Here is a 22812-nt window from a genome sequence, read left to right on the forward strand (position 1 = left end):
ACAAGTTTTCCGCTCCTCGCACACAGTGATCTGCGTCACATGGAGGGGAGGTTTCGCCGGGGGGTGGGCCGGGGTAGTTCCGTTCCGCCAAATTTCTAGATTCACAGGGGGAAAGGCAATGCTGGGTCGTTCGCCTGAGAGTTCCACTGATGAGGACGGGCCCAGCGGGTTCGACGCGGCATGGGCCGAGCAGTATTCACGTCGCTATGCGGACCGGGAGAACGCGCGCGACGTCATTGACTTCCTGCTAAAAAGGGGCGGCGAAAGCGGCACCTATCTCGACCTCTGCGCCGGGGTGGGCCGCATCGGGATTCCGCTGGCCTCGCGCGGGGTCCATGTGACGGGGGTCGACAACGCGCCGGCCATGCTGAAGGTCATGGCGGAGCAGGGCGCATCGCTCCCCGTGGAGACCGTCCTGGAGGACTGCGCGGCGTTCCGGCTCGACCGCGAGTTCTCGCTCGCCTACGTCACCTTCAACTCCCTCTTCCAACTGGACAGCAACGCGGCGCAGCAGGCGATGCTCAACAGGGTGGCGGCTCATCTGCTGCCCGGCGGGACGTTCGTGGTCGAGGCGTTCGTGCCCCGCCCGCCCGCCGCTTCGACGCTGACAGGGCCGGAGACGACTCAACTCACGGGCTCCCGCGTCGAGTTCACCTCACGCAAGTGGGAGGTGCCGGAGCAGGTGCTCTGGGTGCAGCGCATGATCGTGGAGGAGCCGGGCGACGTCCGGCTCCGGTCGCTGCGGTTCCAGTACCTCTTCCCCGCGCAGCTCGACGCCATGGCGCGACGGGCCGGCCTGGAGCTGGAGGCCGAGTACGCCGACTGGACCGAGGGGCCGCTGCGCGAGGACAGCGACAACCGGATCGCCGTGTACCGGCGCACCGGCGAGAACCCGTCCTCGTGACGTCCCCGTGGTACGGGTCGGCGTCGCTGCCGCTGGGGTCGCGGCGCCCGGTGCCGGAGCTGGTGCACGACCTCGTCCGGGCCGTCGACGACGGCGAGTACGTGCACGTCGTCCCGATGTCCCCGACCGCCGTGCGCCCCTTCGTCCTGCCCGACGCCTCCTACCGGGAGCTGTTCACGGCCACGTCCCACCTCCTCGGCCTGCTGCGCCGGACGCTGCTGGAGGCGGCACCCACCGCTGCCGCGCGTATCGCCGCGCTCCGCGCCGACGAGGCGGTCTATCCCCTGGTCATGGAGGGGCAGATCGAGGAGGACTACGCGACGTGGAGCGCGCGTCCCGACCTCGTCGTCGACGCGGAGGGCCCGAAGTTCCTGGAGTTCAACATCGGCTCGGGCCTCGGCGGCGTCGTGGACACGTCGCTGCACTCGGCGGCGTGGACCGAGGGCTTCGGCGGCGCGGCCCTGGCCCCGTTCCACGGGGCCGACCCCCTGGCCGTGCGCGCCGACGCGCTGGTGCGCGCGGTGGAGGACCTCGGGGCCAAACCGGCCGTCGCCGTCGTCGGCACCACCCGGGACCTCAAGGGCAGCCGCCCGCACCGCTATTGGGACGTCCAGCTCGAACCGCTGCGACGGCGCGGGGTCGAGGCCGAGTTCTTTGAACCGGAGGACCTGCTGGAGGGCATCGGGAAGCCGTCGGGGCTCCGCTACGAAGTGGGGCTGCGCCACTTCACCATCCCGGAGTGGCGCACGCTCGGCATCGACCTGTCACCCCTGCGCACCGCGCTCGACTCGGGGCTGAAACTCCTCGCGACCCAGACCGCCTATCTGATAGCGAACAAAAAGGTGCTGGCCTGGGTTTCCGAGGGGCGTCCGTGGATGACGGCCCTGGACCGCGAGGCCGTCGAGCGGTATCTGCCGTGGACCCGCGTCGTCGCCGACAGGACGACCACTTGGCGGGGAGGCACCCACGAAATCCCACGACTGCTCCTGGAACGTCCCGAGGAGTTCGTGCTCAAGCCCGCCATCGGCATGAGCGGGCAGAACATTCTGCTCGGCCGCGCCTGCGACGAACGGCTGTGGCGGAACACAGTGCGCGACGCGACGGTGAACGGCGACTACATCGCGCAGGAGTACGTCCAGCCGTCCCCGTACCCCATGGAATTCGCCGAAGGCGAAGGCCCCGGCACCTTTGAGGCCGAGGTCTTCCCCGTTTTCAGCCCCTTCCTCTTCGATCAGCGCCCGGCCGGCTGCATGGTGCGCCATCTTCCGCCCGGGCACGGGGGCGTGGTCAGCGTCCACGGCCACCGGGCGCTGTCGTCCGTGGCATTCTCCGGCGGTTGATCCCGGCTATCCCGGCTGATTCCGGCTGATTCCGGCTGAGCCCGTCACTCGGCGACGGGGGCGGGCGCGAGGTTCCTCTTTATCTGCACCGCCCAGACGAGAAGCGCGGCGAGAGCGACGGAGAACACCGCGGTGGAAATCCCGACCCGGATACTGAAATGGGTGGTCAATGAGCTTGCCACAAGGGCGCCCAAAGGCACACCGAGCCCGGAGGAGAAGGTCCTTCGCGTGGTGTTCACGCGGCTCTGCATTTCCGGCGGGGTGACCTGCTGGCAGTAGTTCATCGTGTTCACGAGGACCATCAGATAGACGACTCCCCAGGTGGTGATGGCCACCATCGCGACACGCCAGTCCGTCGTCAGCACCACGAAGAGGCCGAGGAGGGAGCCGAGCGGCAGGACCACCAGCAGCACTTGGAACGAGCCGAGCCGCTGCCTGACCTTCGGCAGCAGCAGCGCACCGCCGATGCCACCGGCGCTCCAGGCCGTGTAGAGGAGGCCGATGCGGGCGTCGGAACCGGACAGCCCGAGGCCCCGGTTGGCGAAGACGACGAGCTGCCCGATGATCGCGCCGCCGGAAATCGACTGGAGGGTACCGACGACGGTCATGATGCGCAGCGTCGGCTGCACCCACAGAAAACTCAGCCCCTCCTTGATGGATTTGCGGTAACCGGGCCACTTCGCCATGCCCTTGCTGGCCGCCGGCTCGCGATAGGTGACGCCGCGGATACAGAGGGCCGAGGCGACGAACGTCAGCGCGTCGATGGCGATGGAACTGGCCGCGCCCACCAGGGCGATGAGCGCGCCCGCCAACGCGGTACCGGCGATGCGGACCACCGTCGAAGAGCCGTACAGATAGCTGTTGGCCTTGGTGATGTTCTCCTTCCCCACCACAGCGGGGACGAGACCGTAAACCCCCGCTTCGAAGAAGAGGGCGCCGCTGGAGGAAAGGATGGCGGCGATCACGATGTGCCAGACGGTGAGCGCGCCCAGCATATGGGCCAGCGGGATACTCGCCAGGGAAACCGCGCAGAGCACATCGGCCAGAATCATGATGAGACGGCGGTTGAACCGGTCCGCGACGGCGCCCGCGACAAGCCCGAACACCACATAGGGAATGGTCTCCGCAGCCGCGACGAGCGAGACCATGAAAGCGGACTGCGATTCATGGTAGGCCAGCACGGGCAGGGCCACCATGGACATCGCCGAACCCAGTCCGGAAACCGTCCGGGAGAGCCAGAAATAGCGGAAGCTGGGGAAGTTGAGAGGAGAGGAAGAGGCGATCGTCGTCGGTGGATTTTTCTCTTCGGCCCGGGCGGGATTTTCCGGAGACGAGGTCATGAGGGTTTATAGGCAGACTTCTGAACGGGAGTCAAGAGAGGCCCTGGGAGGGCCGGAAGGGCCGAGGAGGGGCGGAGGCAGGTGTACACGGCATCTGGGATAGCGTCCCTCCGGCTCCGGGCACGCGGTCCGGGCAGCCGAACAGCCGAACAGCCGGACAAGCGAGAGGAACGATGTGCGGATTCAGGTGCGCGGACGGGGCGTTCCCCGGTGGGTCCCGTTCGGGGTGATCGCGTTCGGGACGCTGTTCCTGGTCATCGGACTGATCGTGGCGGGGACGTCGGTCTCGTTCCTGACGAGCGCGGAGCGCGCCCAGGGCACGGTGGTCGGTCTGGAGTGGCGCGTCAGCGACACGGGTTCGTCCCGCAAGAAGCACGGGGACGACAAGCCCTCGGCGTACCCGGTGGTCGAGTTCACCTCGGCGGACGGCACGCCGAGGACGTTCCACAGCTCGACGGGCTCCAACCCGCCCTCGTACGAACGGGGCGAGCGGGTGGAGGTGCTGTACCGCGCCGACGCGCCCGAGGACGCGCGGATCAACGGCTTCGCCTCGCTGTGGCTGCTGCCGCTGATCTTCGGCGGGATCGGACTGCTGGCCGCCGGGATCGGGACGGCCCTCGCGGTGACGGGGCGAAGGCGGCCGTAGGGCCGCGCTCCGGCACTCGACGGTCCGAGGCCGACCGGGGCGGCCGGGGCGGCCGGGGCGGCGCCCGGCGTGAGTACGCCTGCCAGGGGCACGGCACACCCGTCGCGTCAACCATGGTTGACAGGCGTCGCTTGTCATCCTACGTTGACAGACATGGCCGGATCAGAGGCGAAGGAAGCGGTGGACACCGCGGAGGCCGCGCTCAGCGGGGATCCGCGCGTCGGATTGCGGGCGGTGGCCGCGCTGCGGCGGCTGACCGAGCGCCTGGAGGCGCTCCAGGTCGACAGCGCCCGCGCACAGGGCTGGTCCTGGGACGAGATCGGGACGGCGCTCGGCGTGAGCAGGCAGGCCGTACACAAGAAGCACGCGAGGAGGTAGGGACGATGTTCGAACGGTTCACCACACAGGCACGGTCCCTCGTCGTCGGGGCGCAGGAAGAGGCGCGCGGCCTCGGGCACGGGTGGATAGGCGCCGAGCACCTGCTGCTGGCGGCACTGCGGCGGCCCGACGAGCCGGGCGCGGCCACGCTCGTACGGCTCGGGGTCACCGCGGAGAACTGCCGCGCGGCGATCGCGGGCGTGGCGGGCGGAGAACGTGACGCGCTGGGCCCGGAGGACGCGGAGGCCCTCAAGGCCCTCGGTATCGACCTCGACGAGATCAGGCGCAGGGCCGAGAGCGCCTTCGGCGAGGGCGCCCTCGACACGCCCTCGCCGGGGCACGGCGACAAGCCGCGCAGGACGCTGCCCTTCGGGCGGCGGCGCCGGGGCGAACCGGAACGCGGCGGCGACGGGACCGCCGCGAGCGGGGGCCGCGCGGCGGATGGCGGACGGCACATCCCGTTCACGGGCCGGGCCAAGAAGGCACTGGAGCTGGCGCTGCGCGAGGCCATCGCGCGCAAGGACCGGCACATCGGGGTCGAGCACGTGGTCCTCGCGCTGCTGCGCGCGGACGACAGGATCAGCCAGGGCGTCTTCGCGCGACTGGGCGTCGAGCCGAAGGACGTGCGCGAACTGGTGCTGGCGGACCTGCGTACGGCGGCGTAGCGCGGGTGCGGTGTGGGGGCATGGCCCGTGGAGGCGTGCCCCGTCTGGCCGTGCCCCGTAGAGACGCGCCCGGTGCAGGGCGTTTCTGATGGCTCTTGGCCGGTGTCGCGAAGCCAGACCCAGATCAAATCACCGTGATGGCGTGGTGGCGAGACGCGCACGCTCATAGAGGTTCCGGGCGGCTTGATTCTTCAGGTAAGGGCGAATTCGAGCCTGCATCCGCGAAATACTTTGATCGCACTGCCCTGATTGCACATGCGGGTAGATATCGACAACTTTACCCCACGTGCCACACGCACTCTCAAGATGCCCGATCTCCAGTTGGCGCTCAGCGAGCATTGAGAGATAGCGGATTCGATTCCTTTTGAAGGAACTGTGCCGCAGCTTATCGGACTCTTCCAACTCTTGGACCGACCCGCGAACATCCCCAAGTTCATAACGGACTTGTCCCGCATGATAGGTAAGCGATGAAGGGTTATACGAGCCGAAAGTCTTTGCCTGTGACTCAGCCTTCTCCATCGCCACTTCAGCCTCTCGGAGGTACATCAGCGCGTTCGCTCGCTCCCCAAGCTGCGCCGATGCGTGCGCTTGTTGCCCAGCCAGGAAAGCCCGCATTCGTGGGCCAGCCTGCGGCGAAGCAGATGCGGCGGCGTCGGCAAGACGCATGGCCACCTTTCCGTGCCGGAGATCAACGGCCTGGACGCTCATTCCCCGTAGCGTCGTGCAGTAGGTGAGATGGTCTTCCGAGGCCCCTGCTAGTTCTAGCGCTTTCAAGTAATACTGTTGTGCCAGGCCATGAATACCCTCATCAACAGCCATGTACCCGGTGAGGTAGCAGAGATCGGAAGCCGCCGACATCATCGCCTTGCGGACTTCATCGGAGGCATCGGCTCGAAGGTAGGGCGCGACCGTATTTACGAGGAATGCTGCCGCCATCGGCCGTGCGTGACGACCCCCGAATTGGTCATCCAAGTCGGATACGCGCTCCGTCATGGCAATGACCATATCCACCTCAGCCATTCCTATACGCGCGGACTTTCCAGTCTGAACCGCTTCCATGCGGCCCACGACATCCGGCCATCCGGGAACGGTGAGCGCAACGGAGAACAGTCCTGCACTGAGGACGCTTCGGCGTGAGGGGTCCATGTCCTGCCTCCCGAGGTCAATCAGCCCTTCCACGGTAGTTGGGCGGCTGTTCGACTCTTCCGAGGGTGCTGGAAAGCCTGCTTCGGTGTGCGTGATGGGCCGGAGCAGTCTCCGGGCGAGTGCTTCCAGAATCAGCGGCCGGACGGGTTCCTTCGGCAGGTGGCCACCCAACCACTGGTGTACCGAGGGCTGTTGGTACTTCAGAGGGGTTCCGCGCTCGGTACCGAGGCGGTTGACCTCTTGGGCGAACTGTCGCAGCGTCCACCCGGTCTCGCGGAACAGACGCTCTAATGCTGTGTTCGGCTCGCTGATGCCCACGGTCGTCCAACTCCCCATGTATGAGTGCCCTAAGCGCTTAACGCTCTTAACTCCTGCCCCCCTTCCCAACGGTACCGCCGACCGTGATCAGCCGGTTGCCTTGAGTGAGCAGCCCGGTTCGCGGCGGAAAGGACGTAGGCGAGTGAGTACAGATCTGGAACCGCCCTCCGTAGGCGCGCTGGTCGTGGACACCCAGCACGTGACGTTCGGGGAGTTCCGCGCGGTCGTCGGCCCCCGCTGGAGACTGCGGTCGCTCAGCGGCGGGGCTGAGTGGGAGGCGGAGCCAGAACGCGTCCGCCCCGTGGACCCCATGGAGCGTCTGCGTGCGGAGACCGACCGCGCGAACGCGCGCAGCCGGGGTGAGCGTCTGTGATGACTCGCCGCACGTTCGCGTTCTTCGACTGGCGGCTACGGCCGGACCAGGACGCCGACGCTCCCCCGACCACGTACGCGTTCCGGTGCCTCACGCTCAACGACGACGACACCGAGTGCGCCGCGAAGTCACCCGCGAGCGATGATCCGACCGAGCCGCAGACGTGGGCCTTTGCCCATATGCGGGAGTTCCCCGAGCACACCAGCTACGCCGAAGTGACCGAACGCCCATGGGCCATGTGGCGGGAGGGGCCGACGTGAACAAAGGATCGCGCCTGCCCGGCTACGTGGAGGCGCTGCGGGCCGCGCTGGAAGCCGTACGCCAGCGGACACCGGAGACGGACCGGTGACCGGCCACGCGTGCGAGGTGGAGGGCGGCAACCACCTCGGCCAGGCGGTCCGGTACGTGGCCACTGCGCGCTACCCGTGGCACGCGCCGGTGTGGCTGTGCACCCGGCACGGCGCCTACCTCCCCATCGCCGCCGTCCGCGCCCACGTCACCGGGGAGACGGTGGCCCGCGCCATCACCGTCTTCACCGGCGCCGGAAAACGCCGCACCGACACCGAGCCCGTCGCCCCCGCGCCCACCCTGCGCGTGGTGCGCAACCCGTGACCCCCACCCGCAACTGACCTGGAGCAACCCCGTGCCTCGCGATCACACCGTCCTCATCCCCGCCGACCCCGACGACGTCTTCTACGACCCTCACGGCTGGGCCAGCACCGCAGGCTTCCCCGTCGCCGTACTCGAAGGCCAGCAAGCCCACTTCGTCATGCGACGCATCCAGGACCGCGCCGTACGCCTCATGTACGAGCTGCCAGAGGGAACCGCCATCCTCACCAGCTACCCGCGCCCCATGCCCCAAGGGCAGGCCCTGGAGCTGATGGAAGGGAACCACGCGACGTTTCTGACCGCCCACGCCTGCCACCCCCTGCGCCTGCGCGAGAAGGGCGAGCGCATCGCCGTCGACGGCACCGCCCGCGACTGCCTGGCCACCGTCCTTGTGCCCCGGCGCTGGTGGCACGCCCGCCATGCCCGTATCGGCAAGGCCCTGGAACACGACGGCCGAACCGTCATCCTCACCGCCCCACTCGTCGGCGGACGCACGCTACAGCTCACCTCCGTCGCACCCAGCCCAACCCCCTGAGCCGCCCGCCCACCCGGACGGGGCATCCGCGCCTCCGGACCACCAAGGACGACCCATGTTGCAGTGCACGGCCGTGCGGCGACTGCCCGCCCGCCAAACGCTCTCGCAGATCCTCGCTGCGGACGACCCGCCCGACGATCTCGCAGGGGTCGCCAGCGGATACGCGGTATGCGAACTGGGCGCGCACGCCGAGGGCGAACACGCCGCCCACATGTGGGACAGTCCCGAGCCCGAATGCGCCGTGTGGTTCCTGTGGTCGGACACGGGCCACCGCTTCGCCACGCTCACCTGGTGCGACGCCGAGTGCAAGGGCGACGCGTGCGGGCTGCACGCCGAGCACCCGTCAGCACACCTGTGGGACGTGGTGGACCCGACCACTGAGGCACTGGCACACGACCTGGCCGCGCACCCGGAGTGCTGGGGCTTCCCACCGAGCGGCTTCTAGCCGGCCCGGTCGTCCTGGCGTCCCCCCGGCGACCGCCCCCACGCCCCGCGCCGAACCGTCAGCCCGCAGTCCAGGAGGCCACGCCGCGCCAGGTCGTCAGCCCGACGACCTGGTCGGGCCCCGCCCGGCAGTCGGGTCCGTCAGACCGCGGACGCCATTCTGCTGACCGCCTCCTCCAGGACCTCGGGCGAGGTCGCCAGGTTCAGCCGCGCGTGGCCCGCGCCGCCGGTGCCGAACGCGGGGCCTGGGTTGAGGGCCACGCGGCCCCGTTCCAGGAAGGCCGCGGCCGGGTCGTCGCCCAGGTCCAGCGCGCGGCAGTCCAGCCAGGCGAGGAAGGTCCCGTCCTGCGGCCGATAGCGGATCTCCGGGAGCCGTCGCTCCAGCAGCCCGGCCAGCAGCCTCCGGTTCTCCTCCAGGCCGCGCAGCAGGGCCGAGAGCCAGTCGCCGCCGTGCCGGAACGCGGCGGTGTGGGCGATGACGCCGAGGTGGCTGGGGCCGTGGCCGACCTCCTCCGGCATCCGGGCCAGGTCGGCCGCCGCGTCCTCCCCGGCCACGGCGACGGCCGCCTTCAGGCCCGCCAGGTTCCACGCCTTGGAGGCGGACATCAGCGAGAAGGCGCGCTCCGTACCCGGTACGGAGAGGTAGGGGACGTGGCGGGCGCCGGGCCGTACGACGGGCGCGTGGATCTCGTCGGCGACGACGCGGACGCCGTGCGCGCGTGCCAGCTCGGTCACCGTCGCCAGCTCGTCCGGGGTGTGGACGGTGCCCGTCGGGTTGTGCGGGCTGCACAGCAGATACGCGGCACTCCCGGATCCGGACCCGGCCCGCGCGAACGCGGCGGCGAGCGTGTCCGGATCGAGCCGCCCCTCCGCCGTCAGCGGTGCCTCGACGACGCGGCGGTCCATGTGCGAGACGAACTGGTAGAAGGGCGTGTAGACGGGCGAGTTGACGACGACGGTGTCACCGGGCCCCGTGATCAGCTTCAGCACCTCGACGATGCCCATCATCACGTCGGGCACGACCGCCGTCCGCTCCGGCGGGAAGTCCCAGTCCCAGTGGCGCCCGGCGAAGGCGGCCAGCGCCTCGGCGTAGTCCGTGCCCGCCGGGTAGCCGGTGTCGCCGCGCGCGATCGCGTCACGGAGTGCCTCGGCGACGGGCCCGGCCAGCGGCACGTCCATCTCGGCGACCCACAGCGGCAGCACGTCGGGCGGGTACGTCCGCCACTTCATGCTCGTGCGGCGGCGCAGTTCGTCCAGGGTGCACGCGCGCAACGGGTTGGGCTCCCGGGCGGGGGCGGGGGCGGGAACGGGGACGGGGACGGGGGACAACGGGGACGGCGGCAGAGGAGTGCCGTCGCCGGGGCGGGAGAGAGGAGAGCTGGCCACGTCGCCACGCTAGATCCTCACGGGCCGCGCGAACAGGGGGCGGCCAAGGGGCGGACCAGGGCTCGGGCAGGCCCGTCACCAGCCCGGCCCCCGCACGCGCGCACACGTAAGGCATCATTCCGGGCATGGGGATAGTCGCCGGTCTGGACAGCTCAGCCGATCACACACGCATCATCGTCTGCGACGCCGATACGGGTGCCGTCGTCAAGCAGGGGTACGCCGAGCACTCCGGTGAGCGTGACGACCCGCAGTCCTGGCTCATCTCGCTCGGCAAGGCGGCCAGCACGGGCCAGCTCGCCGACGTCCAGGCCATCGGGGTCTCCGCGCAGCAGCAGGGCCTCATCGCCATGGACGCGACGGGCGCTCCCGTACGGCCCGCGCTGCTCGGCAACGACAAGCGGATGCAGACCTCGGCGGCCGACCTCGCGGACGCGCTCGGCGGGCGCGAGGCATGGGCGCAGGCGGTGGGCGCCGTGCCGCAGGCCGCGCACCCCGTCTCCAAGCTGCGCTGGATGGCACGCAACGAGCCGGAGGCGGCGGCACGCGTCGCCGAACTCATGCAGCCGCACGACTGGCTGGTCTGGCAGCTCCTCGGCCGCCCGGCCCGCAGGACCACGGACCGCGGCGACGCGTCGGGCACCGGCTACTGGTCGGCCGCCATGGAGTCCTACCGCCCCGACCTGATCGAGCTGGCGCTCGGGCACCAGGTCAGGGTCCCCGAGGTCGTCGGCCCGGCCGACTCCGCCGGGTCCACGCCCGAGGGGCTGCTGATCTCGGCGGGCACGGGCGAGACCATGGCCGCCGCCTTCGGGCTCGGCGTCGGCATCGGCGACGCGGTCATCTCGCTGGGCGCCTCGGGGTCCGTCTTCGCCGTGCACCACGAGGCGCTCGTCGACCCGTCGGGGACCATCACCTCGTACGCGGACGCGACGGGCATGCACCTGCCCGCCGTACGGACGCTGAACGCGACGCGCGTGCTGCGCGGCACGGCCGAGCTGCTGGGCACGGACCTGGACGGGCTCTCCGAGCTGGCGCTGCGCTCGACGCCGGGCGCGTACGGGATGGTGCTGCTCCCCTATCTGGAGGGCGAGCTGACCCCGCAGCTCCCGCACACGGCGGGCTCGTTGCACGGGATGCGCCGCGAGAGCATGAAGCCCGAGCATCTGGCGCGCGCGGCCGTCGAGGGGATGCTGTGCGGGCTGGCCGACGCGCTGGACGTACTGCGCGCCCGTGGCGTACAGGTGCGGCGCGTCTTCCTGCTCGGACAGGCGGCGGGGCTGGCGGCCGTGCGGGAGGCGGCGCCCGCGCTGTTCGGGGCCCAGGTGGTCGTGCCGCAGCCCGCCGACTACACCGCGCTCGGCGCGGCCCGCCAGGCGGCGTGGGCGCTCAGCGGCGGCGGACAGCCGCCGCAGTGGCCCGCGGCGGCGGCCGAGACGTTCGAGCCGGGCGAGGAGCTGCCGGTGGGCCAGGCCGTGCGGCAGCAGTATGTGACGGTGCGCGAACAGACCCACCCTGGCGCGTTCGGTCCCGGCCCCGTCGTCGGCCAGGCGCGGGAGCAGCACGGGCCGGGGCAGCAGCAGGTGCCGGACCAGCGGATGCCGGGGCACCCCGCGCCCGGGCAGGCCGGGGAGACGGGCGGCACGTACGGCGGCGCGTACGACGGAACGTACGGCGGGACGTACGGCGCCTAGCGAGGCCGGGAGCGGCGGAAGCGGCGGGAGGAGCGGCGGACCGCTGCCGTCCGTCAGTCCAGGTAGCCCCTGAGCTGGTCGGCGAAGGCGTGGTCGCGGAGCTTGTTCAGCGTCTTGGACTCGATCTGGCGGATGCGCTCGCGGGTGACGCCGAAGAGACGGCCGATCTCCTCCAGCGTGCGCGGGCGCCCGTCGACGAGCCCGTAGCGCAACTGCACCACCTTGCGCTCGCGCTCGCCGAGCGTGGACAGCACCGCCTCCAGGTGCTCGCGCAGCAGCAGGAACGCGGCGGACTCGACGGGCGAGGCCGCGTCGCCGTCCTCGATGAGATCGCCGAGGTTGACGTCGTCCTCCTCGCCGACGGGCGCGTGCAGCGACACCGGTTCCTGGGCCAGGCGCAGCACCTCGGTGACCCGCTCCTCGGTCAGGTCGAGCTGGACGGCGACCTCTTCGGGCGTCGGCTCGTAGCCGCGCTCCTGGAGCATGCGGCGCTGGACGCGGACGACGCGGTTGATCAGCTCCACGACGTGGACGGGGACGCGGATCGTGCGGGCCTGGTCGGCGAGGGCGCGGGACATGGCCTGGCGGATCCACCACGTCGCGTAGGTGGAGAACTTGTAGCCCCGCGCGTAGTCGAACTTCTCGACCGCCCTGATCAGACCGAGGTTGCCCTCCTGGACGAGGTCCAGCATCGTCAGGCCGCGTCCGACGTAGCGCTTGGCCACGGAGACGACGAGCCGCAGGTTGGCCTCGATGAGACGGCGCTTGGCCATCCGGCCGAGGACGACCAACTGGTCCAGATCCAGGGCGAGTTGACTGTCCAGGTTGGAGTGGTTGGCGAGCTTCTCCTCGGCGAAGAGTCCGGCCTCGACGCGGCGGGCCAGCTCGACCTCCTCGGCGGCCGACAGCAGCGGGATACGGCCGATCTCGCGCAGGTACTGGCGGAACAGGTCGGCCGAGGGGCCGGCGCCGGGCGACTCCTGCCGCGGGACCTCCGGCTCGCGCTCGTGCTCCCGTTCCCGCTCCCCCTCCGGGTCCGGAGCCGCCGTGCGCTCCAGCTCGGGCGGGCCCGGCTGGGCCGGTACGGCCCCGAGGACTTCGACGGACCCGGCCCCGGCCGCCTCCGTTTCCGTGTCCGTGTCCGCTGGTTCCGCTTCGGTGGGCGCCTCGGAGTGCTGGGGTGCGACGGTGACGCCGGGGGCAGCGGCGGGCGCGTGGGCCGCCGGGGACACGGATGACGCCGGTGAAGCGGTGGAAACCTCTGGGGCGGCGGAGGCCGCGCCGGTCAGGGTCTGGGTCTGCACGGGGGCGACCTCCAGTGTGATCGCTGCCGGTTCGGGGGGCGGCGTGCGCGACGGGGACGGCCGCGGCCGGGCCGCACTCCGTCCGTATCTGCTGTGCGGATCCGCGGGGGACTCCGGCCCCTCCTGGCCAGCACCGCCGCGCTCCGAGGACTCAGGCACCGCAAACCAGTGTGGAGTACGACACACTCCTGCCACGAGGGTCGTGCGCCCAGTTTTTGGGATGAACCGTGACCCAATGAGTACGAACGGTTACGAACCGGCCCCGCGCGCGCCGATTGGCACATGCCTCCGGCGCGGCCACGCGCTCCCGGGCGCGGAAGCGGGGTCCGCGAGGCGCCTCGGGGGCGCCTGCGGGCGCGCACGGGGTCCGGCCGTCCGGCGGCCGGGGCGGCAGCCGGGGTGGGACGCTACGCCGCCGAGGCGCTCAGAGCGCCGCCGCGCCCCGCTCCCGGAGGGCGCGCCCGTACTGCTGGAGGGTCCAGATCTGCTGCCGTACGGAGGCCGACTGCTCGTGGTCCCGCTGGGCTTCGAGACGCCGGGCCGCGCTCTCCAGATCGGCGATGCGCGCGTTGACCGCCGCGAGACGCACGGCGACGAGCTGCATGCCCGCGTACACCTCGTCGGGATCGCGTCCCCGCGCGCTGCGCAGCGGCTCCACGGCCAGCTCGGTGACCAGGGTGCGCACCGAGTCGTCGGGCGCCGCCTCGCGCACCCGGGCCAGATAGCCGCTGTCCGACTCGCCGCCCGTGGCACCGCCCGCGGCCTCGATGGCCTGGCGCACGACGGCGTAGGGCGGTCCGGTGAACTCGTCGGCACCGTAGGCATCGAAGGCCGGGGAGACCAGCTCGGGGCGCTGGAGCGCCAGCTTCAGCAGCTCGCGCTCCACGCGGTGCGCGGGGCTGCGCAGGTTCAGGGCCGGGCCCTGCTGCGGCGCGGCGGCCAGGGGCGCCGGCCGTCCGGCGCCCGTGGCGTGCGCGGGCGCCTGGCCGCGCGGCGGGGTGTTCCCGCGCTCGCGGGCCCAGCGGGCGAGCTGGCTGACGCGGCGCACGACGAACTGCGTGTCCAGGATGCCGAGCAGCCCGGCCAGCCGCACCGCGTACTCGTGCTGGATCGAGACGTCCTTGATCTGCGCGACGATGGGCGCCGCCTGCTCCAGCGCGGCCGAACGGCCCTCCGCCGTGTCCAGGTTGTGCTGGTCGACGAAGGTGCGGATGGCGAACTCGAAGAGCGGGGAGCGGGACTCGACGACCTTCGCGACGGCCTCGTCGCCCTCGGCCAGGCGCAGGTCGCAGGGGTCCATGCCGCCGGGGGTGATCGCGATGGAGGTGCGCGCGGCGAACTTCTGGTCGTCCTCGAAGGCGCGCAGGGCCGCCTTCTGCCCGGCCGCGTCGCCGTCGAAGGTGAAGACGACCTCCGACTGCGAGTTGTCCATCAGCAGCCGCCGGAGGATCTTGATGTGGCCCTCGCCGAAGGCCGTGCCCGACGTGGCGACGGCGGTGGTGACCCCGGCCAGGTGGCACGCCATGACGTCCGTGTAGCCCTCGACGACGACGGCGCGGTTGCCCTTGGCGATGTCCTTCTTCGCGAGGTCGATGCCGTAGAGGACCTGGGACTTCTTGTAGATCGGGGTCTCGGGGGTGTTGAGGTACTTCGGGCCGTTGTCGTCGTCGCGGAGCTTGCGGGCGCCGAAGCCGACGACCTCGCCGGTGATGTCCCGGATCGGCCACATGAGCCGTCCCCGGAAGCGGTCGATGGGCCTGCCGTTGCGGGCTTCCTGGGCAAGCCCGGAGAGGATCATCTCCTTGTCCGAGAAGCCCTTGCCGCGCAGGAAGCGGGTGAGGTGGTCCCAGCCGGCGGGGGCGTAGCCGATGCCGAAGTGGTGGGCCGCGTCCTGGTCGAAGCCGCGCTCGGTGAGGAAACGGCGGCCGATCTCGGCCTCGGGCCCGCTCATCTGCTCCACGTAGAACTGGGCAGCCACCTTGTGGGCCTCGACGAGCCGGGTGCGCTCCCCCTGCTGGCTGGCCCGGCCGTAGCCGCCCTCCTCGTAGCGGAGCGTGATGCCCGCGGTGGCGGCGAGCCGCTCGACGGCCTCGGAGAAGGAGAGGTGATCAACCTTCATCACGAAGTCGAGGGTGTCCCCGCCTTCCTGGCAGCCGAAGCAGTGGTAGAGGCCCTTGCTGGGGCTGACGTGGAAGGAGGGGGACTTCTCGTCGTGGAAGGGGCACAGACCCTTGAGGTTGCCGCCGCCCGCGTTGCGGAGCTGAAGGTACTCGGAGACGACGGCGTCGATCGGGACCGCGTCCCTGACCGCCTTCACGTCCTCGTCATTGATCCTGCCAGCCACGCGTGAAGTCTACGGCGCCCCGGTGACACCTCCGCCCGCCAGGGGCGCGGGGAACTGCGCGAGCAACCACAGCGGACTCGCAGGCCGCGATGCGCGGACAGGGGCAGCCCCTGCCCGCCGTACCCGGCTGCCCGCCACATCGTGGCTGATCGCGCAGTTCCCCGCGCCCCTGACGGGGCTACGGCCGGGGGACGTTGCGGAGGTTGGAGCGGGCCATTTGGATCATGCGGCCGACGCCCCCGTCCAGCACCGTCTTGCCCGCCGAGAGGGCGAACCCGCTCACCTGCTCGCGGGTGATCTTGGGCGGGAGGGACAGCGCGTTCGGGTCGGTCACGATGTCGACGAGCGCCGGCCCCTTGTGCTGCAACGCGTCCCGCAACGCGCCGCGGATCTGCTTGGGCTTCTCGACCCGTACGCCCTTCGCCCCGGCCGCCTCGGCGATCGCCGCGAAGTCCGTGTGGCGGTAGCCGGTGCCGTAGGCGGGCATGCCGTCGACCATCATCTCCAGCTCGACCATGCCCAGCGAGGAGTTGTTGAAGAGGACGACCTTCACGGGCAGGTCGTACTGGACCAGCGTCAGGAAGTCGCCCATCAGCATCGAGAAGCCGCCGTCGCCCGACATGGAGACGACCTGGCGGCCCCGGTCGACGAACTGGGCGCCGATGGCCTGGGGCAGCGCGTTGGCCATGGAGCCGTGGGTGAAGGAGCCGATGACGCGGCGGCGGCCGTTCGGGGTGAGGTAGCGGGCCGCCCAGACGTTGCACATGCCGGTGTCGACGGTGAAGACCGCGTCGTCGGCGGCCTCCTCGTCCAGGATGGACGCGACGTACTCGGGGTGGATCGGGGTGTGCTTCTCGACCTTGCGGGTGTACGCCGCCACCACGCCCTCCAGCGCGTCGGCGTGCTTCTTGAGCATGCGGTCGAGGAACGAGCGGTCGGCCTTGGCGCGCACCCTGGGCGTCAGACAGCGCAGCGTCTCGCGTACGTCGCCCCACACCGCGAGGTCCAGCTTGGAGCGGCGGCCGAGGTGCTCGGGGCGCACGTCGACCTGGACGATCTTGACGTCCTTGGGCAGGAACGCGTTGTACGGGAAGTCCGTGCCGAGCAGGATCAGCAGGTCGCACTCGTGGGTGGCCTCGTAGGCGGCGCCGTAGCCGAGCAGGCCGCTCATGCCCACGTCGTACGGATTGTCGTACTGGATCCACTCCTTGCCGCGCAGCGCGTGGCCCACCGGGGACTTGATCCGTTCGGCGAACTCCATGACCTCCTCGTGGGCCCCGGCGGTGCCGCTGCCGCAGAAGAGGGTGATCTTCTCGGAGTCGTCGATCATGCGCGCCAGCGCGTCGACCTCGGCGTCACCCGGGCGGACGGTGGGTCGGGAGGTGACGATCGCGTGTTCCTCGGGGCTCTCGGGGGCCTGCTCGGCCGCGAGGTCGCCCGGCAGGGCGAGCACGCTGACGCCCTGCTGGCCCACCGCGTGCTGGATCGCGGTCTGGAGGACGCGCGGCATCTGGGCCGGGCTGGAGATCAGTTCGCTGTAGTGGCTGCACTCGCTGAAGAGCCGGTCCGGGTGGGTCTCCTGGAAGAAGCCGGTGCCGATCTCGCTGCTGGGGATGTGCGAGGCGAGGGCGATCACCGGGGCCATGGAGCGGTGGGCGTCGAAGAGGCCGTTGATGAGGTGGAGGTTGCCGGGGCCGCAGGAGCCCGCGCAGGCGGCGAGGCGGCCCGCGACCTGGGCCTCGGCCCCGGCCGCGAACGCGGCGGTCTCCTCGTGCCGCACCTGGATCCAGTCGATCGCGGAGTTGCGGCGGATGGCGTCCACGACGGGGTTGAGGCTGTCGCCCACGACCCCGTACAGCCGCTTCACCCCGGACCGCACCAGGGTGTCCACGTACTGCTCGGCCACGGTCTGCTTCGCCATCGCTGTTCACTGCCCTTCGCCGGGGTCTGCTGCTCTGGGTACGCCAGGGATACGTCGGGGATACGTCAGGGGCGCCTTGCCGCGCGGGCCCCGGCCCATGCGTGGACCCGGGGCACGGGAACGCGCACGGGAGAACGCGCACGGGAAGGGGCCGTGCGTCCGGGCACCCCTGGCGCGGGCTGCCCGGACGGACGGACCCCGACTACGGCAATTTATCCCCTGTGACCCTTTTTGGCCGGTTACCCGGTGGGCAGTGGTCAGTCCTTTTTGAGCGCGGTGAGCGGCACGCCCGGGTCGGCGAGGGCGTGCGGGTCCACGGCGTCGCCCGAGCGGATCAGCTCCTGGACGGGCCCCGTGACGTCCCAGACGTTGACGTTGAGCCCGGCCAGCACCCGGTCGTCGCGCAGCCAGAAGGCGATGAACTCGCGCTTTCCGACGTCGCCGCGGCAGACCACCTGGTCGTACGAGCCGGGCGGCGCGTAGCCGCTGTACTCCATGCCCACGTCGTACTGGTCGGAGAAGAAATACGGCACCCGGTCATAGCTGATCTCCCGGCCGAGCATGGCGCGGGCCGCGGCGGGGCCGCTGTTCAGCGCGTTCGCCCAGTGCTCCACGCGCAGCCGCTCCCCCACCAGCGGGTGCTGGACGGCGGCGGCGTCGCCCGCGGCGAAGATGTCCGGGTCCGAGGTGCGCAGCGAGGCGTCCACCGCGATGCCGCCGCCTGGGCTCGGGGCCAGCTCCAGGCCCGACGCCTCGGCGAGCGCGGTGCGGGGCGCCGCGCCGATGGCCGCGAGCACGTCGTGTGCGGGGTGCTCCTCGCCGTCGTCGGTGCGCACGTGCTGGACCATCCCGTCCCGGCCCGCGATCTCGGTGAGCCGGGCCCCGAAGTGGAAGCGGACGCCGTGCTCGCGGTGCAGGTCGGCGAAGAGGGTGCCCAGCTCGGGCCCGAGGACGGTGTGCAGCGGGGTCGGCTCCGGCTCGACGACGGTGACCTCGGCACCGTAGGAGCGCGCGGCGGCCGCGACCTCCAGGCCGATCCAGCCAGCGCCCGCGATGACCAGGTGCCCGTTCTCCTTGCCGAGGGCCGCGAGGCGTCCGCGCAGCTTGTCGGCGTGCGCGAGCCTGCGCAGGTGGTGCACCCCGGCGAGCCCGGTGCCCGGCACGTCGAGACGGCGCGGCTCGGCGCCCGTGGCGAGCAGCAGCGTGTCGTAGTGGACGCGGGTGCCGTCGCCCAGGCGGACGCTCTTGGCCTCGCGGTCGAGCTGGACGGCGGGCTGGCCGAGGTGCAGCTCGATGTCCGCGCCCGCGTACCAGGCCGGTTCGTGCACGAAGACGCTGTCGCGTTCGTCCGCCCCCATGAGATAGCCCTTGGACAGCGGTGGCCGTTCATAGGGGTGGTCGCGCTCGTCGCCGATCAGGATGACGCGGCCGGTGAACCCCTCCGCGCGCAGGGTCTCCGCGGCTTTCGCCCCGGCGAGCCCTCCGCCGATGATGACGAACGTCCGGTGTGCGTCAACCACTTGATGCCTCCTCGCTGGCCCCCCGCCGGAAATTGTTCACAGGCGAGCGTCCCGCATCGGCGGGGGCGCGGGAAGAGGGGCACAGGTCCCGGAGGCGTGTCGGCCCGCCAGGAAACGGGCGAATGGCCAGGAGGAGGGCGGGGAAGTACCCGTGCGCGAGCGGCGAGGCGCAAAAAAGAACGGCTCGGCGGATGAGGCGCGGAGACGGAGCGCGCAGAAGGGGCGCTGAGACGGGGACACGGCGGAGGGGCACAGAGAGGGGGCACAGAGAAGGGGTGGCGAGAACCGCCTCCCCCGAGGACGGCTCCGCCACCGCACGTAAAGCCTTGCGCGGTCGCGGACGAATCGCGGCGGTTTCGTGGAGAAAGCAAACGGAACCCCTGGTTCCGCTCATCCTTCCCTACCGTGGGACGACACGGCGGAGAGACCCGGGCGAAGCGGGACCGTGGAGGGAGGGCGAGCACGAGTGCTGCGCATCGAGTTCAGCAGCGCGGAACTGAACAGGCTGCGACTCGCGGACACCCCGGACCCGATGTGGGAGATCGCCCTCAGCCTGCACCTTCTCCAGAACCGCCAGGCCGCCCTCGCCTTCGACCCCTGGCGCCACGAAGTCAGGGCGGCGCTCGCCCGCGAAGGACTGCTCCGCACGACCTCGTCCCTCATGCGCCTGTATCCGCACGCCGTCTACTTCCCCGACTTCCTCACCCCCGAGTCCCTTCCGCCAGGTGAGGTACCCGGCAGCCCTGAAGCCGCGCTGGAGACCGGCATCGACACGGTGCTGAGCACGCCCAAGGCCCGCATGGGCGCCGAGATGACCCGCCTCTACGACGCCAGGGAAGGCCGCCTGCCGCCCGGAGCCCAGCGCCTCGCCGAGGGCGACCCCGAGGCACTGCGGCGGCTCGGCGAGGCGCTGCGCCGCTACTACGCGGTGGCCGTCCAGCCGTATCTGCCCGCCATCCGGGGCGAGGTGAGCGCCGACCGCTCCCGGCGCGCCGAGGCCGCGCTGTCCGAAGGCCCCTCCGGACTGCTGACCAGCTACGGGTCCCTCCTGAACTGGCGCCCCGACGAGGGCGTCCTCGCGGCCCCCTACCCCGTACCGCGCGAACTGCGCCTGGAAGGGCGCGCGCTGACCCTGATCCCGTCCTTCTTCTGCGTACGGGCACCCATCACCCTCGCCGACCAGGACCTGCGACCCGTACTGGTCCACCCCCTCTCCCCCGCGCCCGGCTGGCTCGCGCGCGCCCCGCGCAGGCCGGGCACGGAAGCGGACGGACGGGACGCGCGGTACGGCGCCGCGGCGCAGGGGCAGCCGGAGGAACTGCCCGTCTCACAGCTCATCGGCGCCTCCCGCGCCCAGTTGCTGGAGGTACTGGAGCAGCCGAAGACCACCAGCGAACTGGCCATCGCGCTGCGCCTGTCGCTGTCCACGGCCAGCCGTCACACCTCCGTGCTCCGGGAGGCCGGACTCGTCGCCTCACGCAGGCACGGCAACCGCGTCCTGCACAGCCGCACCACCCTCGGCGAGGCCCTGCTCGACGGCTACCTCAGCCACCTGCCGCCAGCAGCCTCCGGGCCGTGAGCGCGAGCGACAGCTCGACGGTCTCGCGCGGGCTGCTGAGCGAACGGCCTGTCAGCTTCTCGTAGCGGCGCAGCCGGTTGAGCACCGTGTTGCGGTGACAGCTCAGCCGCTCCCCCGCGCGCTGCGCCGACTCGTCGCACTCCAGCCAGGCCGTGAGCGTGTCCAGGAGCAGCGCGCGGTCCGTGTGCTCCAGGCGCAGTACGGGTCCCAGGACGCGCTCGGTGAGCACGGACGCCAGCTCGGGCGAGGAGACGACCAGCGCCGAGGGCAGGTTGTCGTGCAGCAGCGTGATCTCGCCGTCGGCCGGACAGGACCGCAGCGCGGTCTCCGCCAGCGCCCTGGCCTCCCCGACAGCGGCCAGCCCCTCGACGGGCGTGCTGACGCCGGTACGGAGGGGGGTGACGCGGGGGTCGGGGGCGGGGAGGGCGGGGTGCGCGGGGTGGCCGCCCGGCCGGGAGTGGAGGGCGCGCAGGGCGCGGGCCAGCGCCTCGGGGCCCGCGTCGCCGTCGAGCCCGGAGCCGTCCAGGAGCGCGATGACGAAGTCGGTGCCCTCGTCGCCCTCGCCGCCGGGTGCGGGGTGCCAGAGGAGGGGGACAGCGGAGGTGGGGGCGGGCCCGTGTTGCGGTCGCGGCCCGCGCCCGGTTCCCGGGCCAGATCTGTCGGCGAGGGCGCGTAACGCGGTACGCCCTGGGCCCGAGACCGCGGCCACCGCGTAACGCCCCTGCTCGGGCAGCCCGAGCGCCGCTGCCACCTCGGGCAGGTCGGCCACCCGCGTCCTGCCCTGGAGCAGCGCCTCCGTCATCAGCCGCAGCCGGTTGACCCGGCGCCAGGACAGCTCGCGCTCGGCGGCGCGGTAGGCGTCGGCGACGACGGTGCAGTGCTCGTCGACGAACTCCCAGACGTCCTCCGCCACATGGACGAGCAGCCGCATGTTCTGCGGGTCCTGGCGCGACGCGATCTCCAGCAGGTCCTGCCACACGGCGCCGCCGCCGAGCCGGAAGGCGTGCAGCACGGCGTCGAGCGGCAGGCCGCGCGCGGGGCCCGCCGCGCCGATGCGGCGCGAGCAGCGGTGCGCGTCCTCGCGCAGCTCGCGCGGCCTGATGAGCGAGCCGACGCTGTAGCTGAGCGACTGGTGGACCTCGCGGCGCAGTTCGACCGGGTCGACGGCGGGAGCGCGGTACGCGGGCTCGTGCTTCTCGATGAGCGCCGTCACACGGTCGGCCAGCTCCGGCAGCCGGTCCAGCAGGGGCCGCGCCGAGCGGTGCAGCACGGCAGTGGCCTCCTCCTTGGCCGGTGGCCGGGGACGGAAGCGGGCGCGTGTCCCTACGACTGAGTGCATCACGACCTCCACCTCTGTGCGGATGGGTGCGAGGCGGGGCGGGGCGGGGCGGGGCGGGGCGGGACCGTCAGCGTACCGTCCGGTCGGTCATCTCTGAACGGACCGGACGTCCCCTTCACGGGGGTGTTGCGCGGGACGGGTCCCCTTCGCGGGGTGCGGAAGGAAACGGGGGGTTGGCCCTTCACGGGGGTGTTGCGCGGGACGGTTGGCCGGTGTGGTGGGCGCCGTAGGGTCCCGCGCCGATTTTTGTGCCGCGTCACGGGGTGCGGGGCGCTGTGCTGGTGGGTGCGGTCTCTTCGCCGGGTGCGGGCCGGTGGCTACGGCGCGGCGTATGGACCGGTACGACGCGGCTTGCGCCGCGTGATTCTTGGCTCGGGTCGTGGATATGGGGTGCCTGTGTGGTGGGGGTCGGCGCCGCGCCGGGGTGTCTCCTCGGCGTGAAGGTCTCGTGTTCGGCTTTCCGCCGGTGACTTTCTCGACCTGCGGGGACACCCCACCGCACCACCTCCCAGCTGTGGCCAACCTCCGGCCGGTGACCCCTCCGCTTGTTCCCATGCTGTGGCCCGGTGCATCGCTGGCACCGGTGCGCCAGCTCCGGCGCCCTGCCGAAGGGGCCCGCCCCTGCGGGCGGCGCCACCCCTGTTGTGCGCCCGCCCCGTGCCGCACCCGAGGGGCCCAGCCCAGCCACCTTTGTTGTGGGCAAGCGTCCCGCTCGGCGAGGGGGCACCTCCCAGCGGTAGCTGGGGGAGGGTGGGCACAACCCGTGCCACCGGCCCGCAGCACGCGAACGAGAGCCCAGGGGGCACCGGGCTACGCACCCCTTCGCCGGGGGTGTTGCGCGGGACGGTCGGCCCGTGAAGCGGGAACCGCAGGGTCCCGCGCTGGGGTTGGGCCGCCGCACGGCAAGGCGCCGCAGTCGCACCCCGCGAAGGGGGGTGGGCCTCGGCTGACCCGGAACCGGGCAGAGGGCCACCGGCGGGACGGGGACGGGGTGGGGTGTCCCCGCAGGTCGAGAAAGTCACCGGCGGAA

At 71.6% G+C, this 22812-nt stretch carries 20 protein-coding genes; 12 read left to right on the top strand and 8 right to left on the bottom strand.

Annotated elements, in window-relative coordinates:
• Positions 1 to 118: 118 nt before the first annotated feature.
• Both ACYVOO_RS21685 and ACYVOO_RS21690 read left to right on the top strand, forming a co-directional pair.
• Complete coding sequence (locus tag ACYVOO_RS21685; protein WP_461017333.1) at positions 119 to 904, top strand: class I SAM-dependent methyltransferase; 786 nt, start codon at positions 119 to 121, stop codon at positions 902 to 904.
• Positions 901 to 2244, top strand: a complete 1344-nt coding sequence (locus tag ACYVOO_RS21690) for an ATP-grasp domain-containing protein (RefSeq protein ID WP_461017334.1) — start codon at positions 901 to 903, stop codon at positions 2242 to 2244. The genes ACYVOO_RS21685 and ACYVOO_RS21690 overlap by 4 nt, the downstream gene beginning before the upstream one ends.
• A 44-nt stretch (positions 2245 to 2288) precedes the next feature.
• Here ACYVOO_RS21690 and ACYVOO_RS21695 read toward each other — a convergent pair whose 3' ends face one another.
• Entirely contained in the window at positions 2289 to 3584 is a 1296-nt protein-coding gene (locus tag ACYVOO_RS21695; RefSeq protein WP_461017335.1) for an MFS transporter, read from the bottom strand.
• Between the two features lie 226 nt (positions 3585 to 3810).
• On the opposite strand from ACYVOO_RS21695, the gene ACYVOO_RS21700 reads away from it, so the two are divergent.
• From ACYVOO_RS21700 to ACYVOO_RS21710, 3 genes are all read left to right on the top strand, one after another.
• Positions 3811 to 4230, top strand: coding sequence for a DUF3592 domain-containing protein (locus tag ACYVOO_RS21700; protein ID WP_461017336.1), 420 nt, complete (start codon positions 3811 to 3813; stop codon positions 4228 to 4230).
• A 153-nt stretch (positions 4231 to 4383) separates the two neighbouring features.
• Positions 4384 to 4608: a hypothetical protein gene (locus ACYVOO_RS21705; protein WP_453349544.1), complete on the top strand. Its 225-nt coding sequence runs from the start codon at positions 4384 to 4386 to the stop codon at positions 4606 to 4608.
• A 5-nt stretch (positions 4609 to 4613) separates the two neighbouring features.
• A complete protein-coding gene (locus ACYVOO_RS21710; RefSeq protein ID WP_461017337.1) occupies positions 4614 to 5273 on the top strand; it encodes a Clp protease N-terminal domain-containing protein in 660 nt (219 codons plus the stop codon).
• 129 nt (positions 5274 to 5402) lie between these two features.
• Here the strand turns inward: ACYVOO_RS21710 and ACYVOO_RS21715 are convergent, their stop codons facing one another.
• Positions 5403 to 6737, bottom strand: a complete 1335-nt coding sequence (locus ACYVOO_RS21715; protein ID WP_461017338.1) for a tetratricopeptide repeat protein — start codon at positions 6735 to 6737, stop codon at positions 5403 to 5405.
• 142 nt (positions 6738 to 6879) lie between these two features.
• Between ACYVOO_RS21715 and ACYVOO_RS21720 the strand changes: the two genes are divergently transcribed.
• From ACYVOO_RS21720 to ACYVOO_RS21740, 5 genes are all read left to right on the top strand, one after another.
• The gene (locus ACYVOO_RS21720) at positions 6880 to 7110 is read left to right on the top strand and encodes a hypothetical protein (RefSeq protein ID WP_461017339.1); all 231 of its coding nucleotides are present in this window, start codon (positions 6880 to 6882) and stop codon (positions 7108 to 7110) included.
• On the top strand, positions 7110 to 7370 hold the full coding sequence (locus ACYVOO_RS21725; protein ID WP_461017340.1) for a DUF7848 domain-containing protein: 261 nt from the start codon (positions 7110 to 7112) through the stop codon (positions 7368 to 7370). Before ACYVOO_RS21720 ends, ACYVOO_RS21725 begins: the two co-directional genes overlap by 1 nt.
• A gap of 85 nt (positions 7371 to 7455) precedes the next feature.
• A complete protein-coding gene (locus tag ACYVOO_RS21730) occupies positions 7456 to 7722 on the top strand; it encodes a hypothetical protein (protein ID WP_461017341.1) in 267 nt (88 codons plus the stop codon).
• A 31-nt stretch (positions 7723 to 7753) separates the two neighbouring features.
• Entirely contained in the window at positions 7754 to 8254 is a 501-nt protein-coding gene (locus ACYVOO_RS21735; RefSeq protein WP_461017342.1) for a hypothetical protein, read from the top strand.
• Between the two features lie 55 nt (positions 8255 to 8309).
• A complete protein-coding gene (locus ACYVOO_RS21740; RefSeq protein WP_461017343.1) occupies positions 8310 to 8699 on the top strand; it encodes a hypothetical protein in 390 nt (129 codons plus the stop codon).
• A gap of 140 nt (positions 8700 to 8839) precedes the next feature.
• On the opposite strand, the gene ACYVOO_RS21745 is transcribed toward ACYVOO_RS21740, so the two are convergent.
• Positions 8840 to 9928: a MalY/PatB family protein gene (locus tag ACYVOO_RS21745; protein WP_461017393.1), complete on the bottom strand. Its 1089-nt coding sequence runs from the start codon at positions 9926 to 9928 to the stop codon at positions 8840 to 8842.
• A gap of 281 nt (positions 9929 to 10209) precedes the next feature.
• On the opposite strand from ACYVOO_RS21745, the gene ACYVOO_RS21750 reads away from it, so the two are divergent.
• Entirely contained in the window at positions 10210 to 11775 is a 1566-nt protein-coding gene (locus ACYVOO_RS21750; protein ID WP_461017344.1) for an FGGY family carbohydrate kinase, read from the top strand.
• A 53-nt stretch (positions 11776 to 11828) separates the two neighbouring features.
• Here ACYVOO_RS21750 and ACYVOO_RS21755 read toward each other — a convergent pair whose 3' ends face one another.
• From ACYVOO_RS21755 to ACYVOO_RS21770, 4 genes are all read right to left on the bottom strand, one after another.
• Positions 11829 to 13238, bottom strand: coding sequence for an RNA polymerase sigma factor (locus tag ACYVOO_RS21755; RefSeq protein ID WP_461017345.1), 1410 nt, complete (start codon positions 13236 to 13238; stop codon positions 11829 to 11831).
• A gap of 265 nt (positions 13239 to 13503) precedes the next feature.
• On the bottom strand, positions 13504 to 15423 hold the full coding sequence (gene dnaG / locus ACYVOO_RS21760; RefSeq protein ID WP_461017346.1) for a DNA primase: 1920 nt from the start codon (positions 15421 to 15423) through the stop codon (positions 13504 to 13506).
• A gap of 178 nt (positions 15424 to 15601) precedes the next feature.
• Positions 15602 to 17344: a pyruvate dehydrogenase gene (locus ACYVOO_RS21765; protein WP_461017347.1), complete on the bottom strand. Its 1743-nt coding sequence runs from the start codon at positions 17342 to 17344 to the stop codon at positions 15602 to 15604.
• A 257-nt stretch (positions 17345 to 17601) separates the two neighbouring features.
• On the bottom strand, positions 17602 to 18864 hold the full coding sequence (locus ACYVOO_RS21770; RefSeq protein ID WP_461017348.1) for an NAD(P)/FAD-dependent oxidoreductase: 1263 nt from the start codon (positions 18862 to 18864) through the stop codon (positions 17602 to 17604).
• A 466-nt stretch (positions 18865 to 19330) separates the two neighbouring features.
• Between ACYVOO_RS21770 and ACYVOO_RS21775 the strand changes: the two genes are divergently transcribed.
• Positions 19331 to 20443, top strand: a complete 1113-nt coding sequence (locus ACYVOO_RS21775; RefSeq protein WP_461017349.1) for an ArsR/SmtB family transcription factor — start codon at positions 19331 to 19333, stop codon at positions 20441 to 20443.
• Here ACYVOO_RS21775 and ACYVOO_RS21780 read toward each other — a convergent pair.
• Entirely contained in the window at positions 20409 to 21782 is a 1374-nt protein-coding gene (locus ACYVOO_RS21780; RefSeq protein ID WP_461017350.1) for a PucR family transcriptional regulator, read from the bottom strand. The two genes, ACYVOO_RS21775 and ACYVOO_RS21780, sit on opposite strands and share 35 nt — an antisense overlap.
• Positions 21783 to 22812 lie beyond the last annotated feature (1030 nt).

The sequence above is a fragment of the Streptomyces daliensis genome (assembly GCF_054782395.1).

Bases quoted from the DNA above. Each gene is read 5' to 3' on its own strand.
- ACYVOO_RS21740 (WP_461017343.1), top strand. From the start codon at position 8,310: ATGTTGCAGTGCACGGCCGTGCGGCGACTGCCCGCCCGCCAAACGCTC.
- ACYVOO_RS21765 (WP_461017347.1), bottom strand. From the start codon at position 17,344: ATGGCGAAGCAGACCGTGGCCGAGCAGTACGTGGACACCCTGGTGCGG.
- ACYVOO_RS21750 (WP_461017344.1), top strand. From the start codon at position 10,210: ATGGGGATAGTCGCCGGTCTGGACAGCTCAGCCGATCACACACGCATC.
- ACYVOO_RS21705 (WP_453349544.1), top strand. From the start codon at position 4,384: ATGGCCGGATCAGAGGCGAAGGAAGCGGTGGACACCGCGGAGGCCGCG.
- ACYVOO_RS21725 (WP_461017340.1), top strand. From the start codon at position 7,110: ATGACTCGCCGCACGTTCGCGTTCTTCGACTGGCGGCTACGGCCGGAC.
- ACYVOO_RS21710 (WP_461017337.1), top strand. From the start codon at position 4,614: ATGTTCGAACGGTTCACCACACAGGCACGGTCCCTCGTCGTCGGGGCG.
- ACYVOO_RS21780 (WP_461017350.1), bottom strand. From the start codon at position 21,782: ATGCACTCAGTCGTAGGGACACGCGCCCGCTTCCGTCCCCGGCCACCG.
- ACYVOO_RS21685 (WP_461017333.1), top strand. From the start codon at position 119: ATGCTGGGTCGTTCGCCTGAGAGTTCCACTGATGAGGACGGGCCCAGC.
- ACYVOO_RS21695 (WP_461017335.1), bottom strand. From the start codon at position 3,584: ATGACCTCGTCTCCGGAAAATCCCGCCCGGGCCGAAGAGAAAAATCCA.
- ACYVOO_RS21745 (WP_461017393.1), bottom strand. From the start codon at position 9,928: ATGAAGTGGCGGACGTACCCGCCCGACGTGCTGCCGCTGTGGGTCGCC.